This is a genomic window from Nocardia sp. NPDC058244 (assembly GCF_042882065.1).
In the GTDB taxonomy this organism is placed as follows: Bacteria; Actinomycetota; Actinomycetes; order Mycobacteriales; family Mycobacteriaceae; genus Nocardia.
The window spans coordinates 349,841-366,515 of record NZ_JBHVWX010000005.1 but is presented as its reverse complement, the minus strand read 5'-3'; the positions used below and the strand labels follow the sequence as shown (position 1 = coordinate 366,515).

The following is a 16,675-nucleotide window of genomic DNA, read 5'->3' as shown; positions in this document are numbered from 1 at the left end:
GTCGAGCGCAGGTCTCGGTTTCCGGGAGGTGGATACCGGCCCTCAGCTTCCGCTGATCGGTGGGGCCGGTCAAGGACCGCCGGTGGGTCAGGCGAGTGCGAGGAAGAGCTTTTCCAGTTCGGCTTCGGTCATCGGTTCCGAGCCGTCGGCGGTGTCGCCGGTGAGGCATTCCCGGAGGCCGGTCGCGACGATCTTGAATCCGGCGCGATCGAGCGCGCGGGAGACGGCGGCGAGCTGGGTGACGACCTCCTTGCAGTCGCGACCCTGCTCGATCATCGAGATGACCCCGGCGAGCTGTCCGTTCGCGCGCCGGAGGCGGTTGAGGACCTGGGCGATCGTCTCTTCGTTGCCGACCATGGCGGTGCCTTTCTCTCGGGGAAACCGTCGGGGAGTCGCATCTCACTGTCCCGCTGGATACCCCTGGGGGTATATTGGCTCTCGACCTCGAATATACCCCCAGGGGTATGAGAACCGGAAGTGCGGCACCCGCCGTGCCACGAGCGCAGGGAGGCAGAAGATGAGAGTGGTGATCGTCGGTGGAGTGGCCGGCGGGATGTCGGCAGCCACCCGATTGCGTCGGCTGGACGAATCAGCCGAGATCGTGGTGCTCGAGCGCGGTGATCACGTGTCCTTCGCGAACTGTGGCCTGCCCTATTACGTCGGCGGCGTGATCCCCAAGCGGGAATCACTGCTGCTGCAGACACCGGAGGCGCTGTCGGCGCGATTCCGGCTGGATGTGCGCGTGCGGCACGAGGCCGTCGCGGTGGACCCGGTCGCGCGGACGGTGACCGTTCGTACGCTGGAGTCGGGCCGCGAGTACGTGGAGTCCTTCGACGAGCTGGTGTTGAGCACCGGCGCGTCCGCCGTGGTGCCACCGGTGCCCGGTGTGGAACGCGCGCTGGTGCTGCGGGACGTCGCGGACGTGGACCGGATGGTCGAGGCAGCGGCCGACGTGCGGTCGGCCGTGGTCGTCGGCGCCGGATTCATCGGCGTGGAGCTGGCCGAGAACCTCGTGCGCCGGGGGATCGCGACCACCGTGATCGAACGGGGCACGCAGGTGCTGGCACCGCTGGACGTCGAGATGGCCGCGCCGGTCGCCGCCGAGCTGCGCAAGCACGGGATCCAAGTGGAGCTGGGCGCGGAGGTGACCGCCATCGACGCGGACACCGTGACGCTGTCCGACGGGCGCGCGGTGCCGGCGGAGCTGGTCGTGATGGCGATCGGGGTCCGGCCCGAAAGTGGTCTCGCCAGGGCCGCCGGGATCGACATCGGTCCGGGCGGCGGCATCGTGGTCGACGAGCGGTTGCGGGCCTCGGCGCCGGGGATCTACGCGGTCGGCGATGTGGTGGAGAAGAAGGACGCGGTGTCGGGGCAGTCCGGCCTGGTGCCCTTGGCGAATGCGGCGAACCGGCAGGGTCGGCTGGTGGCCGATGTCATCGCGGGCCTGCCCGCCGTGGATCCCCCGGCCCAGGGGACCGCGATCGTGGGCGTCTTCGATCTCACCGCGGCGATGACCGGCTGGAGCGAGAAACGGCTGCGCGCGGCGGGCCGCCCGTTCCGGGCGCTGCACACGCATCCGCTCTCGCACGCCGGGTACTACCCGGACGCGCGCGCCATGTCGGTGAAACTACTGGTCGACCCGGAATCCGATCGGATCCTTGGCGCCCAAGCGGTCGGCGGAGAAGGGGTCGACAAGCGCATCGACGTCCTGGCGACCGCGATGGCGGGCGGCATCACGGCATCACGGCTGATGGATCTGGAGTTGGCGTACGCGCCCGCCTACGGGTCCGCGAAGGATCCGGTGAACATGCTCGGCTACCTCGCCGACAACCTGCGCATCGGCGCGCTCCGCACGGCGCAGTGGTACGACCTCGGCGACCTGGTTGCCACGGGGGCGCAGGTCGTGGACGTCCGGTCGCCGGAGGAGTTCGCCGCGGGGTCGATCCCCGGCTCGCGCAATATCCCCCTCGATGTCCTGCGTGCCCGCGCCGACGAGATCCCGGACGGCCCGGTCCTGGTGTTCTGCCAGGTCGGGCAGCGTGGCAACAATGCGACGCGGCTGCTGACCCAGCTGGGGCGGGACGCGGTCAATCTCGACGGCGGGTATCGAACCTGGCGTGCGGCCACCGCCGAACTCCAGCGGTAGATCCGGCCGAGAGTTCTTCTCCACCCATCGAAAGGAACAACCTATGTGTCAGCGAATCACCTGTCGCACCTGCGGTAAGCCCGGCTACAGCGGATGCGGTAATCACGTCGAGCAGGTGCTCGGCGACGTCCCGGCGGCACAGCGCTGTTCGTGCGCGGACGAGCGTCCGGCGCGGCGGCGGTGGTTCCGGGCCGCCCGGTCCAGCTGACCGGTCCCGCCGAGCGGCCCGGCGCCGTTAGCCGAGGCCGCCTTCGGCGGTCAAGGAGACCACGAGTTCTCGGGGCAGACCGTGGGTGTCGTGGAGGTAGTGGTAGTCCTCGTCGGTCAGTGGTCGCGTGAATCGGTGATGGGACAACACCTTTCGCCCACGCTGGAGTAGCTGCCCGAATCCGCGTTCTTCGTCGAGGAGGATGGTGCGCACCTCGCGGGGCTCGACGGACTGCCGGAAGTGGTGGAGGGTGTGCTCGATCAGCTCGACGGGCAGATCGGACAGCGTGCGGGTCGGGTCGTCGCGCCACAGCGTGGTCAGCGTGCGGCGGATCAGGCGGCGCAGGATGTGACCGCGGCCGGACGGTGAGGGCGTGACCCCGTCGCCCAGGACGACGATGCCCGAGCGCAAGTGGTCCGACACCACTCGCAGTGACGGTTCCTCGAGTGGCCCCCAGAGCTGGGGCAGGGTGGTCAGCCAGGGCTGGAAGACGTCGATCTGGAACACCGACGGTGTGTTCTGCAGGATTCGCAGGAGCCTCTCCAGCCCCAGGCCGGTGTCGATGCTGGGCCTGGGCAGCGGTTCGAGGCTGCCGTCGGGATGGCGGAGATAGCGCATCATGACGTGATTCCACACCTCCACCCACCGGTCGTCGGAGGTCGGTGTGCCCCGCGGGTTTTCGTCGCCGGTCCAGAGGAAGATCTCCGAGTCGGGTCCGCAGAGTCCGGTCGGGCCGTTGGACCACCAGTTCTCGTCGGTGGTCGGTTCGACCGGCAGACCCAATTCGTCCCAGGTGCGCCAGGATTCGAGGTCCGGCCCGACCTGGTCGTCGCCGCCGAAGACGGTGCCGTGGATGCGGCCGGGATCGATGCCGAATCCGTCGCGCAGCAGTTCGAGGCCCCAGCGCAGACTCCGCGGGCCGCCGTAGTCGCCGAGTGACCAGGACCCGAGCATCTCGAAGACGGTGAGGTGGGTGTCGTCGCCGACCTCGTCGAGGTCGGTGGTGCGCAGGCAGCGTTGCAGGCCGGTGAGGCGACGGCCGAGGGGATGGGGTCGCCCCAGGAGGTACGGCGTCAACGGGTGCATTCCGGAGGTGGTGAACAGCACCGGATCTCCCGGCGAGGGCACGAGCGATTCGCCCGGCGTGAGTTCGTGCCCGCGTTCGCGGAAGAAGTCGAGGAAGGTGCGGACGGTCTGGTCGGTGGTGATCATGGTGGTTGCTCCATCGATGGGTATCGACCGGAAGCGACCACACCCGGCGATCGGGCACCGAGACCGACGCGCGCCGGCGGACCGTTTCCGGTCGCCGGCAGGGAGAAGGGGTCAGGCGGCAGCGACCGGCGAGCTGAGAGCTCGTGCGGCCGCGGCGGCGAAGTGTGGATCGACCTTCATGTCTGCACGGTAGCAACGCGGCCCCGTGGAGCACGACCGATTTTCGGCAGGCGGCCGCGGTGTCCGATGGCGCGGTGCGCTCACTCGGACCGACCGGCGGCGCGGTGGACGAAGGCGCGTTCGAGCAGGGCGTACAGCTGGTCGCGGTCGTCCTCGCTGAGCCGGTTCAGGCCGGCGTGGGTGACCCGCATCTTCGCCCGGATCGCGTCGGTGACCTGTTCGCCCTCGGGCGTGATGACGAGATAGGTGACGCGCCGGTCGGAGGGGCTCGCTTCGCGGCGCACGAGATTGCGCTTCTCCAGCCGGTTGATGATCCCGGTGACGTTGGAGGCGTCGCAGGACAGGATCTTGGCCAGGGCGCGCATCGCGACCGGCCCGCGGCGCAGCACCGTCAGCGTCTTGCCCTGGCTCGCGGTGAGGTTCTCACTCGCCGCCGCCACCGTGAAGTCCCCGTAGTAGACGCCGAGCGACACCGAGAGCAACTCCATGAGCTGGGTCGTGTCGACGCGGGGAGCTGCTGTCATGCGGTCAGTTTATCCCCAGAAACTTGACCATCTCAAATAGTTACCTCTACCGTGGCTGGCATTGCTTGAAGTTCTCAACCATCGACATTGTCAAGTGACATGAGGAGCACCCCGTGATCGTCACCGCCTCCGACGCCGCCCGCACGGCCGAGGTCCTGGCCCGGCCCATCACCCTGAACGGCCTGACCGTCCCGAACCGCATCGTGATGGCGCCGATGACGCGCATGTTCTCCCCGGGCGGTGTGCCCGGTGACGATGTGCGGTCCTACTACGCGCGCCGCGCCGCCGCCGGGGTGGGCCTCATCGTCACCGAGGGGACCTACGTCGGCCACGATTCGGCCGGGCAGAGCGATCGGGTGCCCCGGTTCGACGGCGAAGAGCAGCTGGCGGGGTGGGCGAAGGTCGCCGCGGACGTGCACGCGGCGGGCGGCACGATCGTGCCGCAGCTGTGGCACATCGGCATGGTGCGCAACCAGGGCGAACAGCCCTACCCCGACGCCCCGGCCATGGGCCCCTCCGGGATCGGCGCCGACGGCACCGAGGGCGCGGGCAAGGCGATGACCCAGGGTGATTTGGACGATGTCGTCGCCGCCTTCGCCGACGCCGCCGCGGCCGCGGAGCGCATCGGCTTCGACGGCGTCGAACTGCACGGCGCGCACGGCTATCTGCTCGACCAGTTCCTGTGGGCGCAGACCAACCGGCGCGCCGACGCCTACGGCGGCGACCCGGTGGCCCGCACCCGATTCGCCGCCGAGATCGTGGCCGCGGTGCGCGCGGTCGTGTCGCCCGAGTTCCCGGTGATCTTCCGCTACTCGCAGTGGAAGCAGCAGGACTACGGCGCCCGCCTGGCCGAGACCCCGCAGGAGCTCGAGGCGATCCTGGCCCCGCTCGCCGCGGCCGGCGTCGACGCCTTCCACGCCTCCACCCGCCGCTACTGGCTCCCGGAGTTCGACGACTCGGACCTGAATCTGGCCGGCTGGACCAAGAAGCTCACCGGCAGGCCGACCATCACCGTCGGTTCGGTCGGCCTCGACGGCGACTTCCTGCGCGCCTTCACCGGCGAGGGCGCCGCGCTCGGCACTATCGACAACCTCCTGGACCGCTTCGAGCGCGACGAATTCGACATGGTCGCCGTCGGCCGCGCCCTGCTCCAGGACCCGGAGTGGGCGGCCAAGATTCTGGCGGGCCGGACCGACGAGCTGAAGCCCTACGACGCGGCGGCGCTGAAGACCCTGAGCTGACCGAGGCATTCGATCGCCGGTACGCGCAGATTGGCGCGTTCGGTTCGGGAATGGCGCGTTCTGTCCTTGTCGCGGACCCGAGGGAATTCGAGACTTACGAATCAGACGGATCAGTGTGCGAACGAGGGGAGCGTGGTGTCGGTGACCAAGGAAAGTGCCACCGCCTACGTGATTTCCGCGCTGGAGGCGAAGGGGACGGCCACCCGGGACGACTTCGACGTCGCCGGCATCGTCACCGCGTTCCGGGACATCACCGACGGGTGGGACTTCCACCTGATGGAGCGGGAGACCTTCTGGCGGATCGCGTCGACCTACCTCAGGGTGTGACGCTGTCGGTCGGCGGGGACGCCGTCGACCAGCGCCGGGCGGCCCGGCGTAAGGAGCCCGCGTCGGAATAGCCGAGCAGTTCGGCCTGCTTGGCGCCGGTGAGCGAGCCCGTGGCGGCCAATCGGGCGCTGCGGGCTCGGTCCAGTTCGGCGCGCCAGGTCGTGCCCGCCTCGGTCAGCCGTCGCTGCAGCGTCCGCGGGCTGATCGTGAGGATCCGGGCGACGCTGTGCAACGAGACCTCCCCGGCGTCGATGGCCTGGTCCAGGGCGTCGGCCACCCGGCGGGGCCAGGCCGAGGCCAGTGTCGGCGGCGGTGGTAGCGCGGCGGCCAGCGGTTGCAGGACGCCGGCCAGGACCGGGTCGGCGGTGGTCAGTGGGAGATCCAGGTCCGCGGCGCGGAAGGTGATCGAATCGGTGGGCGCGTCGAATTCCACGGTGGCGGAACCGAACACTTCCCGGAAGCTGTCGATGTGCGGGGGAGCGGCCTGGCGCAGCGTGACGCGCACGGGGTTGAGCGGGTCGTCGACGACCCGGCGGGCGCGGCTCAGGACGGCCGACAGTCCCCAGAGCTGGGTGTGGTCCCTGCCCCGGCCGTCGCCGTCGAGCATCTCCAGATAGAGGGTGGACTCGTCCTCGTTCTCGGCGACCAGGTCGAACCGGTGATTGGTGGTGACCGCGGTGACGTAGGGCCCACAGGTGGCCAGCCCAGCGCCCAGCGTCGGCGCGGAGGCGAACAGGTAGTCGTAGAGGCCCAGGCTCGACAGCTGGTACCGGCGCGCGACCTGCAGGGCGACATCCGGACCGAGACGATGTTCGCCGATCTCCCACAGCCGGGAGAACACCGCGCTGGGCAGATGCACGTCCTGGCCGGTCATGGACCAATCCGGGACCCCGGCATCCCGGATCAGTTGCGCGCGATCGAGCCCGGCCGCGTCGAACTGCGCGATGACGAACCGGTGCAGCAAGCTCTGGTCGGTAGCCATGACGTCTCCTCGTGGCGGCAGGCCGATCCGCGGATCGGTCGCGGCTACGTCAGCCGTCGGCGTCGACCGATTCGGCGAATCCGAGCTGGGCAGGATTTCTCCATGGAGGACAATACGCTGACCGGCGGTCGCGGGCGGGCCAGGTTGCGATCAGCTCGAGCCGGATCGCTCTCCGGCGGGCGCGCGCTGGATAGCGTCGAGGCGTGGATCTGAGACTGCAGGGAAAGCGCGCGATCGTCACCGGCGCGAGCAAGGGAATCGGGCTCGCGATCGCGCGCGGGCTCGCGGCCGAAGGCGTCGATGTGGTGATCGCGGCGCGCTCGCGCGAACCGCTCGAGGCCGCCGCGGCCGATATCGCCGGGGAATCGGGACGACGGGTGATCGCGATACCGACCGACACCGGCGACGACGCGCAGGTCCAGCACCTCGTCGCGCGGACGGTGGACGAACTCGGTGGCGTCGACATCCTGGTGAACTCCGCCGCCACCCCGTGGAGCGCGGGCGCCAACACGGATCTTTCGGCCACCACCGACGACATCGTGCGCCGGGAGGTCGAGATCAAGGTGCTCGGCTATCTGCGCACCGCGCGGGCCGTCGCCCCGCACCTCGTCGAACAGGGCTGGGGGCGCATCATCAATATCAGCGGACTCGGTGCGCGGCAGGCGAATTCGATCGGCCAGACCATCCGCAACGTCAGCGTGTCGGCGCTGACCAAGAACCTCGCCGACGAACTCGGCCCGCACGGAGTCAACGTCACCGTCGTGCACCCCGGACTCACCCGCACCGAACGGCTCAGCGACCGGCTCCGCGCCCGGGCCGACGAGGACGGCGTCGATATCGCGACCCTGGAGGCCGAGCTGGCCAGGAACTCGATTCGCCGGGTGATCGATGCGAGCGAGGTCGCCGATGTGGTGACCTTCCTCGCCTCCCCGCGCAGCATCGCCATCACCGGTGACGCCGTCGCGGCGGGCGGCGGCGTGCCCGGCCCGATCTTCTACTGAGCCGGGCCATTTCCGGTCGATCAACCAGAATTCAAACGTTGACACGGAACCCGCACCGCGCGTTCGCGTGCGGGCCGATGACCGTCTGCCAGCGGTGATGGCGGGGCGAGCGCGACCGATCGCGCTCGCCTCGCTTCGCCATCGAGCTCGGTGTCCGTGCTCCGCAGTCCTGTCCAACGGAAACGGGCGTTGCACCCGGCACCGTTCCCGAACGACAGAAATGGCAGCTGATGGCATCGAACCCACTACACCTGGGCGTCGCGCTCGACGGCGCGGGCTGGCATCCGGCCGCCTGGCGCGCACCGAACTCACGTCCCACCGAGCTCTTCGACGCCGGCTACTGGACCGACCTGGTCACCACCGCCGAACGCGGGCTGCTCGATTTCGTCACCATCGAGGACAGCCTGCGCATCCCGAGCGGCCCGGACGGTCCGGCCGACGCCGTCGACCGGGTCCACGCCCGGCTCGACGCCCATCTCATCGCCGCCCGGGTCGCGCCGCGCACCCGGCACCTCGGCCTCATCCCGACCGTCACCGCCACCCACACCGAACCGTTCCACGTCGCCACCGCTCTCGCTACCCTCGACTACACCTCGCGGGGCCGGGCGGGCTGGCAGGTCAAGGTGTCGGGCACCGCTGAGGAAGCCGCTCACTTCGGGCGCCGCGTGATCCCCGAGCTCACCGCGGCCGAACGGGCCGAGGCCATCGCCACCGGCACCTACCCGCCGCACGTGCACGAACTGTTCGACGAGGCCACCGATGTGGTCGAGGTGGTCCGGCGGCTGTGGGACAGCTGGGAGGACGACGCCGAGATCCGCGATGTCGCGACCCGCCGGTTCATCGACCGCGACAAACTGCACTACGTCGACTTCGAGGGCAGGTTCTTCCGGGTCCGCGGTCCGTCGATCACCCCGCGGCCGCCGCAGGGACAACCGGTGGTGACCGCCCTCGCGCACAGCCGAAGGATCTACGAGTTCGCCGCCGCCGGAGCGGATCTCGTGTTCGTCACGCCGACCAGGGCGGACGGCCCGGCGCCGATCCTCGCGGAGGTCGCCGCGGCCGCGGCGAACCGGGTGGGCGAACCGCTGCGGGTGTACGCCGACCTGGTCGTCTTCCTCGACACCGACGACGCCACCGGTGCGCAGCGCCTGGCCGGGCTCGACGAGCTCGCCGGCACCGAGTTCACCTCCGACGCGGCCGTTTTCACCGGCAGCGCGGAAGACCTCGCCGACCTGCTCGTCGAGTGGACCGGACAGGGAATCGACGGTTTCCGGCTGCGTCCCGGTGTCGCCGTGGACGACCTCGACGCCATCGCGGGGCGGCTCGTACCCGCTCTGCAACATCGCGGCCTGTTCCGCACAGGCTACCCCGACGGCTCCCTGCGCGGGCTGCTCGGCCTGCCGACCACCGTCCCCAACCGCTACGCGAACGTGTGAGGTCCCCCCGATGAGTACACCCCGGAAGCAGGTCATCCTCGGCGCCTACCTCGGCGGCGTCAACCACCACACCGCCTGGTGGCATCCCGAGGCGGGCAGCCAGATCGACTTCAGCACCTTCGAACACACCGCGCGCACCGCCGAACGCGGCAAGTTCGACTTCTTCTTCCTCGCCGAGGGCCTCATCCTGCGCGAACGCGCGGGCCGGATCTTCGACCAGGACATCATCGGCCGACCCGACACCTTCGGCGTGCTGGCCGCGATCGCCGGAGTCACCGAACATCTCGGCCTCGCCGGCACCATCAACGCGACCTTCAACGAGCCCTACGAAGTGGCGCGCCAGTTCGCCAGCCTGGATCACCTGTCCGGCGGCCGGGCCGCGTGGAACGTAGTGACCTCCTTCGACGCGTTCACCGGGCAGAACTTCCGCCGCGGCGGCTTCCTCGACCCCGCCGACCGCTACGTGCGGGCCGAGGAGACCCTGAACGCCGTACGCGCCCTGTGGGATTCGTGGAACGCCGACGACATCGTCGCCGACAAGGAGACCGGCCGCTTCCTGGCCAGACCCGACACCGGCTCCTTCGCCTTCCACGGCGCCCAGTTCGACATCGCGGGCCGGTTCACCGTGCCCCGTAGCCCGCAGGGCAGGCCCGTGGTCCTGCAAGCCGGCGTCTCACCGCAGGGCCGCGATTTCGCCGCCGCCAACGCCGACGCCATCTTCTCGCCGTACGGCAAACTGCCCGAGGCCGCGGACTTCTACCGCGACATCAAGGCCAGAGCGGTCGCCGCGGGCCGCGCCCCGGGCGACATCAAGATCCTGCCCTCGGCGAGTTTCGTCCTCGGCGACACCGAATCCGAGGCGATCGAGAAGTACCACGCGATCCGCAACGAGCAGGTCACCGGCCAGACCGCCCTCATCCTGCTCGAACAGATCTGGAATCGCGACCTGTCCGGCTACGACCCGGAGGGCCCGATCCCGGCCGTCGACCCCGACCCCGAGGCCGCACCGATCATCCAGGGCCGCGCCTTCCTGCACCAGGACCGTTTCGCGACGGTCCGCCGCCTGCGCGAGGTCTCCGAAGCCAAGAAACTGTCCCTGCGCGAAACCGTGATCGACCAGTTCGAACGCGGCCCGATCGTCGGCACCCCCGCCCAAATCGCCGAGAAGATCGACAGTTTCGTCCAGAACGACGGCTCCGACGGCTTCATCCTCGGCTCCCACCTCGTCCCGACCGGCCTCGACGAGTTCGTCGACCGGGTGGTCCCGCTGCTCCAGGACCGTGGCGCCCTCCGCACCGAATACACGGGAAAGACCTTGCGCGACAACCTCGGTCTCCCCGCCGTCCACGCCACCCCGGCCCCGGCCGACGCCTGATCCCCGCGGTAGCCGCCGGACACCCCTGGCGGCTACCGCACCATGCCGGACGGATCATCGAAGCCTCCGCCCGGGCTGGCGCCGATCGGGTGCACCAGGTTGTATCGTCCGTGGTGAGGACATTTCGGCCGTAGGTTCGGTGCTTCGTTTCGCCTCTCGTGCGCGCTCTGCGCGCGAGGAGCAGGCACGGTGACTTTGGAGCTCTACGCCGCCGACGGCAATGGGGGCGGTACCGGCGGCCGGCGTCCTCTTTCGTCACCGTCGATGTGTTATCCGCGAGCGGGTGCGTTGTCGCGGATGTACTCGGCCGGTTCGCGGGCTCATCCCGCACCTGCGCTTCGCTATCTGCCGAGGTAGTAAGTGAGCACCGGCGCCGCGATCACTGCCATCAGGATCTTGATCGTTGCGATGAGCATGGTGATCACCCAACCCACGGCGCTACGCCCCGGTCGCCAGCCCAACTCCGACACCTCGGCCGCGATCAAGTCCCGCACCGGTTGCTCGCGATCTCGTTCCCGGCGCGGGGTTTCACCATCGTCGGGATCCCATACTTCCCAGGTCAGGGCATACTTCCGCTTCGGTTCGAGGAGTAGCCGGAAGCAACATGGAGTTCCCCGCAGGTCGCGACGGAAGGGGCGTTCGATACGGAATCGAGCATGATCACGGCGGTGCCGGACTCGCCGCACCTCATCCAACCGATCCACCGCTTCAGAATGCCGATCACGGGCCGTTGCGGCAGCTGTTCGGATGCGTCAACTGGGTCACGGAGGTGGCGGAGACCGCGGTGCCGTGCTGAGATGGGTTATCGGCTGGTCTTGATCTGCCAGGATCGGCTGTGCAGTGTCGAAGCGTGCTGATGCTTCGAGGATGCCGAGGGCTCCGATGAAGCCTCCCAGCGATCACCACGAACTTTTCCCGCCCGCCGTAGGCGAACCCGCCGATCTGTGCGAGCGACTACACGCCGACCTCAACCACGTCACCGACGCCGCGATACTGCACGTCCTCGGCTATGCCGACGCCTACACTCGGCCCCGGTGGCAGCGCATCCTCGACACCGCCATCGGCGAGGCCGCCGACAGCGGCCACCTCGTCGTCGACCTGAGTGCGGCCCAGTTCATCGGCTGTGGACCGATCTTGGACCTGGCCGAGCGCGCCCAGCAGAGCCTGGCCCGTGGCGTGCAGGTCAGCGTGTTCAACCCGTTTCCCAACGTCGTCGACCGCGTGATCGCGCTCGCGGGTCTGACCGCGTGGCTGACCGTGCACACCACGTTGACTCGAGCCCTGGCCACGCGCAGGCCCCGCGCCGCCGCACCGACCAGTGTGGTCGTGCCGGTGCCGGGAGCCCGATGACACCCATCGAAGTGCCACTGGATCCTGAACGAGTTCAAGGCATTCGAGGTAGCAGCTCATGTATCACGATCTCGACCCCCGTCTGACCGACCCCCGAGAAGTCGACACCTCGCCGGTGTCCTGGCCCGACCCCAGCCCGCTGCAAGCCTGGTGGGACGACATCATGGCCGGAACCGATACAGACCGCTCCGCTCGTACCGCCGGTCGGCGGGCACCTCGGCTAGCGCGGCGAGCTGAACCGGCGACCGGGTGGCGCCGGTAGTGCCTATTCGAGTGGACCTGACAATGTCCTTTCGTTGTTCGGGAACGACGTGAAGGTGGGAGCATCGCGAAGACCCCGACCGGCGGGCGCAGCTGGCAGGCTCCAGCACCGACGCGGCGCACTCGATACTGTCGAAGTCCGGTTGTCGCCGTCGCGGCTGGCGGTGAACGCTCGGGCTAGCGGAAATGTGCCCGGAGATGAGCTCGTCGCGGTGAAATGATGGGGTGGTGACTGGACTCGACCCCGAGGATGCACGCCCAGGCGACGATGACGACCGATTCGCCAGCGCGTATCGGCCTGCCATGGTCGGGACGTTCACGTTCTGGTTCACCACGCGCCGGTGGGAGTGGTCGCCGGAGGTCTTCCGGATGCACGGCTACGCCCCGGGTGAGGTCGAGCCGACCACCGAGTTGCTGCTCTCGCACAAACATCCCGAGGACCGTGATGTCGTCGCCGAGCTGATCTCCCGCACCATCACCGAGGGCGAGCCGTTCTCGAGCCGTCACCGGTTCATCGATACCTCCGGGCGGGTGCACGCGGTCATGGTGGTCGCCGACCGCGTCCTCAACGACGACGGCGAGACTGTCGGCACCACCGGCTACTACCTGGATCTGACCGACACGGTCCATGCCGCGGCGGCCGCGGGTGGTGCCGCGGCGGTGACCGAGGTGGTCGGCGGTGTCGTCGCCGCCCGGGCGGTGATCGAACAAGCCAAGGGCGTGCTGATGCGCATGTACGGCATCGACGCCGATCAGGCGTTCAAGGTGCTGGTGTGGCGTTCCCAGGAAGCCAATCTCAAGCTGCGTGCCGTCGCCGCGCAGGTGATCGCCGATCTCGCTCTGGTCCCGCCACCGCCTCCGGAAACGATCACCGCGTTCGACCATCTGCTGCTGACCAGCCACGAGCGGATCGATCCGGCCGACGGCACCTGAGCGTCGCGGCAGTTCAGGATCGCCGCCGCCTCCGCGCGATCAACCAGACAACGACCCCGGCCAACACCGCCGCAGCCACCGGCAGCGCGGGCTTCGGTGTTCGATCGGCGGCCTGTTCGGTCTTGTCGAACGCTTGCCCCGCCACATCCCGTGCCTGGTCACGGTCCAAGTGCACGACGTCCGGGTCGTTGAGCTCGCTCAGTGCGGACTCCGTCGAGTCGACTTCGAGGGCCGAGCCGACTGCCTGGGGTGCGGAGCCGGGCACGATCTCGGGTTCCTCCCGCAACCCGTCGTCATCCGTGGCTTCGCCGGCGCCCTGCGCGTCGGTCTGGTCGGGGTCGGTCATCTTCGTCGCTCCTTCCGATCGGTGGACATCTCGTTCGCTTCGCCACTACCCCTACGGTGTCGTGGCAAACGATCTGGCGGAACAGTCGGTTTCCGGCGCAGATCTTCGGGTATGGCGGTGGACAGAACCTCGCCCCTACCTCAGGAGGTGTGTCATGCCGCAGCAATCGTGGAGTGCGAAACGCGAACGGCAGTACAAAGACATCAAGAATTCCGAGCGTGAACGCGGTCGAAGCGAGAAGCGTGCCGAGGAGATCGCCGCGGCGACGGTCAACAAGACGCGGTCTCGGCACGGGGAGACGAAGGGATCGGGCGGCAAGTCCACGGGTTCGTCTCAGAGCCGCGGTGGGCAGCGGGCGCAGGGGAGTGGCAAGACTCGCGATCAGCTCTACGCCGAGGCACGCCGACGCAATATCGACGGCCGTTCGAAGATGAACAAGCAGGAGTTGGCTCACGCCCTCGGCCGCCACTGACCTGGAGGGAAGGTTTCGGCTCTGGCGAACGTCTCAACGAGCACGTCGTCGGCGGGGACTTCCCGCCGGTGCGGGTGCGGCAACAGATGTTGCGCGAGGCGCTCGAGATCATCCGGTTGCTGTGGCGGGGCGGATATCACAGCTACGACGGGCGATACCTGTCGCTGTCGGACGCCCGGGTGTTCGACCTGCCCCGGAACCCGCCGCCGATCGCGGTGGCCGCTGGTGGTCCGCGCGCGGCCGAACTCGCCGCCGAGCTCGGTGACGCGCTGTTCGCCACCGAATCGAAACCCGAGCTGGTACGGGCTGATCGGCAGGCGGGCGGTGCGCTGAACGATCTGCTGCGCGGGGAGAACTGAGGCGACCGGTCACAGCGGATGCCCGCCGCGCTCTCGGTCGATCGGCTGTCGGTGTCTGTTTCGGCGTATCGGATCCGGGCATCACCCGATCAGATGTCGCCGGAAAGGAGCTCCTGATGAACACTCCGGAATCCCGCAATCCATCGCATTTCCCCGATGATCAGCGCACCACCCGGTCGCACGCGGGGGAGACGATCGAGGACACCCGGAATTGGCCGGGGCTGATCCTGATCGGGCTCGGTCTCGTCATGGTCGGCTTGGCGCTGACGGCCGCCGGGTACGGGTTCGCCGGCTGGGCGTTGATCGCGACCATGTTGTGCGTGGTCCTGCTCGTCGGCGGAATCGCGCTGGTGGTGCTCGAGCATCGACGGGTCAAGGCGGCGGAGGGTCTCGAACTCACCGATCCGCGGGGGCACTGACGTGCGCGTCTTGCGCGCGCCCGGCGTGTATCGACCCCAGGTCGACAGCTGGCTGGTGTGCCGGGCGCTGCGCGAGCTGCCCGCGCTGCGGGGCGGCCGCGTGCTCGACGCGTGCGCGGGCACCGGCGTGCTGACGTTGGCCGCCGCCGCGGCGGGCGCGCACAGCCTGACCGCGATCGACCTCTCGCGGGCCGCGCTGGTCTCGACGTGGCTGAACTGCCGGCTCCGCGGGATCGCGGTCGAGCTGTTGCACGGTGATTTCACCACCGCGCTGCGGCTGCCGCGTTTCGACGTCGTCCTGGCGAATCCGCCCTACGTGCCGACCGCCGCGGGTCGCGCTCACGGTGCGGCGCTGGCGTGGGACGCCGGTCCGGACGGGCGCAGCGTGCTCGACCGGCTGTGCGCGACGCTGCCCGATCTGCTCACCGACCACGGCGTCGGATTGATCGTGCAGTCGGTGATCAGCGACCCGGACCGCAGCGTGGCGCAGTTGCGCGACGGTGGGGCCGACGCGCGGGTGATCACCTCGGGGACGGTGCCTTTCGGCCCGGTCCTGCGGGCCCGCGCCGACTGGCTGACAAGCAACGGCTACCTCAGGCCGGGACAACACGACGAGGAATTGGTGGTGATCCGTGTCGACCGAACACCCAGCGCCGTTGTCGCCGACCGCGGGTGAGCTGCGTCGCGTCGTCCTCGTCGAGGGCGGCCCCGCCCTCATCGACGGCCCCGTCGACCTGGTTACCCCGGACGGAACGGTCCTGCACTGCGACCGCTTCCGGGTCGCGCTGTGCCTGTGCCGTCGCTCGACGACCTATCCGCTCTGCGACACCAGCCACCGGCGCAGGCGCCACGGCGAGCAATCCGGGCGATCGCGATGACCGTCGCGCGCCGGGCGCTGCCTGCCCCGCGCGGAGACCTCTCCGCGGCGGTCGTCGAAGTGCTCACGCGCCCACCCGGTGCCACGACACCGGTGGCCGGTGACGCCGACCCGTACGGTGACGATCTGCAGTTGGCCCTGCACACCTGCTACGAACTGCACTATCAGGGATTCGCCGGGGTCGACGACGGCTGGGAATGGGACCCCGGACTGCTGGGCTTGCGCGCGGTACTGGAACAGCGATTCCTCGCGGCCCTGCACGCCGAGGTGGCGGGCGGCGACGACGTGGGCGGAGAGCTCGATCGCCTGCTCGAACCGACGCGCGACGACGAGGGTATCCCCGGTTTCCTCGCGGAGCGCGGCACCGCCGATCAGCTGCGGGAGTACTTCGTCCATCGCTCGATCTACCACCATATCGAAGCCGATCCCTATGCCTGGGTGATCCCGCGGCTGCGCGGGGAGCCGAAGGCGGCGCTCGTCGCCGTCGAGTTCGACGAATTCGGTGGCGGGCGCGGCGATCGGATCCACGCCCAGCTCTTCGCCGACCTGCTGGCCGGCGCTGGGCTCGACCCGCGCTACCTGCACTACCTCGACATCGTGCCTGCGTCGATGCTGGCCCTGGTCGACATGATGTCGCTGTTCGGCCTGCACCGCGGCCTGCGCGCGGCCTCGATCGGGCACTTCGCCACGGCGGAGATCACCTCGTCACCGGCGTCGCGCCGCTTCGCCGAACTCGCCGATGCGCTGCTTCCGCATCCCGCGTGCGCCCATTTCTACCGCGAGCACGTCGAGGCCGACGCCGTTCACGAACAGGTGATGCGCCGCGACGTGATCGCCGGGCTGCTCGACGCCGAACCCGCCGCCGCGACCTCGATCGTATTCGGGATCCAGGCGACGAACCTGCTGGAGAGCCGTTTCGCCGAGCACGTCCTCGGCTGCTGGCGGGACGGGACGACGTCGCTGATCGAGCCGGTCGCGCCGCCGCTGTTTGCCGAGCCGATGACGCGGTAACCGCCCGGAGAGGGC

The 16,675-nt window shown here is 69.3% G+C and carries 19 protein-coding genes and 1 pseudogene; 14 read left to right on the top strand and 6 right to left on the bottom strand.

Annotation, left to right across the window (positions count from 1 at the left end; genetic code table 11):
- Window positions 1-87: 87 nt before the first annotated feature.
- Window positions 88-357: a metal-sensitive transcriptional regulator gene (locus tag ACFVW6_RS18065; RefSeq protein WP_355272644.1), complete on the bottom strand. Its 270-nt coding sequence runs from the start codon at window positions 355-357 to the stop codon at window positions 88-90.
- A gap of 160 nt (window positions 358-517) precedes the next feature.
- On the opposite strand from ACFVW6_RS18065, the gene ACFVW6_RS18060 reads away from it, so the two are divergent.
- On the top strand, window positions 518-2,146 hold the full coding sequence (locus ACFVW6_RS18060; RefSeq protein ID WP_378828883.1) for an FAD-dependent oxidoreductase: 1,629 nt from the start codon (window positions 518-520) through the stop codon (window positions 2,144-2,146).
- Window positions 2,147-2,381: 235 nt separating this feature from the next.
- On the opposite strand, the gene ACFVW6_RS18055 is transcribed toward ACFVW6_RS18060, so the two are convergent.
- Together ACFVW6_RS18055 and ACFVW6_RS18050 are read right to left on the bottom strand one after the other, a co-directional pair.
- Window positions 2,382-3,566 carry an alanine--tRNA ligase-related protein gene (locus tag ACFVW6_RS18055; protein WP_378828880.1) on the bottom strand — a complete coding sequence of 395 codons (1,185 nt, stop codon included), beginning with the start codon at window positions 3,564-3,566 and terminating at the stop codon, window positions 2,382-2,384.
- A 260-nt stretch (window positions 3,567-3,826) separates the two neighbouring features.
- On the bottom strand, window positions 3,827-4,270 hold the full coding sequence (locus ACFVW6_RS18050) for a MarR family winged helix-turn-helix transcriptional regulator (protein WP_378828878.1): 444 nt from the start codon (window positions 4,268-4,270) through the stop codon (window positions 3,827-3,829).
- Between the two features lie 113 nt (window positions 4,271-4,383).
- Between ACFVW6_RS18050 and ACFVW6_RS18045 the strand changes: the two genes are divergently transcribed.
- The gene (locus tag ACFVW6_RS18045) at window positions 4,384-5,511 is read left to right on the top strand and encodes an NADH:flavin oxidoreductase (protein WP_378828876.1); all 1,128 of its coding nucleotides are present in this window, start codon (window positions 4,384-4,386) and stop codon (window positions 5,509-5,511) included.
- A 141-nt stretch (window positions 5,512-5,652) separates the two neighbouring features.
- On the top strand, window positions 5,653-5,838 hold the full coding sequence (locus ACFVW6_RS18040) for a hypothetical protein (RefSeq protein ID WP_355272635.1): 186 nt from the start codon (window positions 5,653-5,655) through the stop codon (window positions 5,836-5,838).
- Here ACFVW6_RS18040 and ACFVW6_RS18035 read toward each other — a convergent pair.
- A complete protein-coding gene (locus ACFVW6_RS18035; RefSeq protein WP_378828873.1) occupies window positions 5,828-6,820 on the bottom strand; it encodes an AraC family transcriptional regulator ligand-binding domain-containing protein in 993 nt (330 codons plus the stop codon). The two genes, ACFVW6_RS18040 and ACFVW6_RS18035, sit on opposite strands and share 11 nt — an antisense overlap.
- A gap of 203 nt (window positions 6,821-7,023) precedes the next feature.
- On the opposite strand from ACFVW6_RS18035, the gene ACFVW6_RS18030 reads away from it, so the two are divergent.
- From ACFVW6_RS18030 to ACFVW6_RS18020, 3 genes are all read left to right on the top strand, one after another.
- On the top strand, window positions 7,024-7,821 hold the full coding sequence (locus ACFVW6_RS18030) for an SDR family NAD(P)-dependent oxidoreductase (protein WP_365012331.1): 798 nt from the start codon (window positions 7,024-7,026) through the stop codon (window positions 7,819-7,821).
- A 230-nt stretch (window positions 7,822-8,051) separates the two neighbouring features.
- Window positions 8,052-9,257 (top strand): LLM class flavin-dependent oxidoreductase, encoded by a 1,206-nt coding sequence (locus tag ACFVW6_RS18025; RefSeq protein WP_378828871.1) that lies wholly within the window; start codon window positions 8,052-8,054, stop codon window positions 9,255-9,257.
- A gap of 10 nt (window positions 9,258-9,267) precedes the next feature.
- Window positions 9,268-10,632 (top strand): NtaA/DmoA family FMN-dependent monooxygenase, encoded by a 1,365-nt coding sequence (locus tag ACFVW6_RS18020; protein WP_378828867.1) that lies wholly within the window; start codon window positions 9,268-9,270, stop codon window positions 10,630-10,632.
- A gap of 341 nt (window positions 10,633-10,973) precedes the next feature.
- Here ACFVW6_RS18020 and ACFVW6_RS18015 read toward each other — a convergent pair whose 3' ends face one another.
- Window positions 10,974-11,336, bottom strand: coding sequence for a hypothetical protein (locus ACFVW6_RS18015; protein WP_378828865.1), 363 nt, complete (start codon window positions 11,334-11,336; stop codon window positions 10,974-10,976).
- A gap of 178 nt (window positions 11,337-11,514) precedes the next feature.
- Between ACFVW6_RS18015 and ACFVW6_RS18010 the strand changes: the two genes are divergently transcribed.
- Both ACFVW6_RS18010 and ACFVW6_RS18005 read left to right on the top strand, forming a co-directional pair.
- On the top strand, window positions 11,515-11,982 hold the full coding sequence (locus ACFVW6_RS18010; RefSeq protein ID WP_378828863.1) for an STAS domain-containing protein: 468 nt from the start codon (window positions 11,515-11,517) through the stop codon (window positions 11,980-11,982).
- Between the two features lie 564 nt (window positions 11,983-12,546).
- Window positions 12,547-13,176 (top strand): PAS and ANTAR domain-containing protein, encoded by a 630-nt coding sequence (locus ACFVW6_RS18005; RefSeq protein WP_378828861.1) that lies wholly within the window; start codon window positions 12,547-12,549, stop codon window positions 13,174-13,176.
- A 13-nt stretch (window positions 13,177-13,189) separates the two neighbouring features.
- On the opposite strand, the gene ACFVW6_RS18000 is transcribed toward ACFVW6_RS18005, so the two are convergent.
- Entirely contained in the window at window positions 13,190-13,522 is a 333-nt protein-coding gene (locus ACFVW6_RS18000; RefSeq protein ID WP_378828858.1) for a hypothetical protein, read from the bottom strand.
- Window positions 13,523-13,676: 154 nt separating this feature from the next.
- Between ACFVW6_RS18000 and ACFVW6_RS17995 the strand changes: the two genes are divergently transcribed.
- The 6 genes and pseudogenes from ACFVW6_RS17995 (at window position 13,677) to ACFVW6_RS17970 (ending at window position 16,660) form a co-directional block, all read left to right on the top strand.
- The gene (locus ACFVW6_RS17995) at window positions 13,677-13,994 is read left to right on the top strand and encodes a plasmid stabilization protein (protein WP_378828856.1); all 318 of its coding nucleotides are present in this window, start codon (window positions 13,677-13,679) and stop codon (window positions 13,992-13,994) included.
- An 11-nt stretch (window positions 13,995-14,005) separates the two neighbouring features.
- Window positions 14,006-14,323, top strand: a pseudogene (locus ACFVW6_RS17990) (LLM class flavin-dependent oxidoreductase); the annotation flags it as partial.
- 146 nt (window positions 14,324-14,469) lie between these two features.
- The gene (locus ACFVW6_RS17985) at window positions 14,470-14,772 is read left to right on the top strand and encodes a hypothetical protein (RefSeq protein ID WP_378828854.1); all 303 of its coding nucleotides are present in this window, start codon (window positions 14,470-14,472) and stop codon (window positions 14,770-14,772) included.
- Between the two features lies 1 nt (window position 14,773).
- Window positions 14,774-15,448, top strand: coding sequence for a HemK2/MTQ2 family protein methyltransferase (locus ACFVW6_RS17980; RefSeq protein ID WP_378828853.1), 675 nt, complete (start codon window positions 14,774-14,776; stop codon window positions 15,446-15,448).
- Window positions 15,429-15,650 carry a CDGSH iron-sulfur domain-containing protein gene (locus ACFVW6_RS17975; RefSeq protein WP_378828851.1) on the top strand — a complete coding sequence of 74 codons (222 nt, stop codon included), beginning with the start codon at window positions 15,429-15,431 and terminating at the stop codon, window positions 15,648-15,650. The genes ACFVW6_RS17980 and ACFVW6_RS17975 overlap by 20 nt, the downstream gene beginning before the upstream one ends.
- The gene (locus ACFVW6_RS17970) at window positions 15,647-16,660 is read left to right on the top strand and encodes an iron-containing redox enzyme family protein (protein ID WP_378828849.1); all 1,014 of its coding nucleotides are present in this window, start codon (window positions 15,647-15,649) and stop codon (window positions 16,658-16,660) included. Before ACFVW6_RS17975 ends, ACFVW6_RS17970 begins: the two co-directional genes overlap by 4 nt.
- Window positions 16,661-16,675: the final 15 nt, after the last annotated feature.

Coding starts and splice junctions, on each gene's coding strand:
- ACFVW6_RS18065 (WP_355272644.1), bottom strand. CDS start 357: ATGGTCGGCAACGAAGAGACGATCGCCCAGGTCCTCAACCGCCTCCGG.
- ACFVW6_RS18060 (WP_378828883.1), top strand. CDS start 518: ATGAGAGTGGTGATCGTCGGTGGAGTGGCCGGCGGGATGTCGGCAGCC.
- ACFVW6_RS18055 (WP_378828880.1), bottom strand. CDS start 3,566: ATGATCACCACCGACCAGACCGTCCGCACCTTCCTCGACTTCTTCCGC.
- ACFVW6_RS18050 (WP_378828878.1), bottom strand. CDS start 4,270: ATGACAGCAGCTCCCCGCGTCGACACGACCCAGCTCATGGAGTTGCTC.
- ACFVW6_RS18035 (WP_378828873.1), bottom strand. CDS start 6,820: ATGGCTACCGACCAGAGCTTGCTGCACCGGTTCGTCATCGCGCAGTTC.
- ACFVW6_RS18025 (WP_378828871.1), top strand. CDS start 8,052: ATGGCATCGAACCCACTACACCTGGGCGTCGCGCTCGACGGCGCGGGC.
- ACFVW6_RS18020 (WP_378828867.1), top strand. CDS start 9,268: ATGAGTACACCCCGGAAGCAGGTCATCCTCGGCGCCTACCTCGGCGGC.
- ACFVW6_RS18010 (WP_378828863.1), top strand. CDS start 11,515: ATGAAGCCTCCCAGCGATCACCACGAACTTTTCCCGCCCGCCGTAGGC.
- ACFVW6_RS18005 (WP_378828861.1), top strand. CDS start 12,547: ATGGTCGGGACGTTCACGTTCTGGTTCACCACGCGCCGGTGGGAGTGG.
- ACFVW6_RS18000 (WP_378828858.1), bottom strand. CDS start 13,522: ATGACCGACCCCGACCAGACCGACGCGCAGGGCGCCGGCGAAGCCACG.
- ACFVW6_RS17995 (WP_378828856.1), top strand. CDS start 13,677: ATGCCGCAGCAATCGTGGAGTGCGAAACGCGAACGGCAGTACAAAGAC.
- ACFVW6_RS17985 (WP_378828854.1), top strand. CDS start 14,470: ATGAACACTCCGGAATCCCGCAATCCATCGCATTTCCCCGATGATCAG.
- ACFVW6_RS17970 (WP_378828849.1), top strand. CDS start 15,647: ATGACCGTCGCGCGCCGGGCGCTGCCTGCCCCGCGCGGAGACCTCTCC.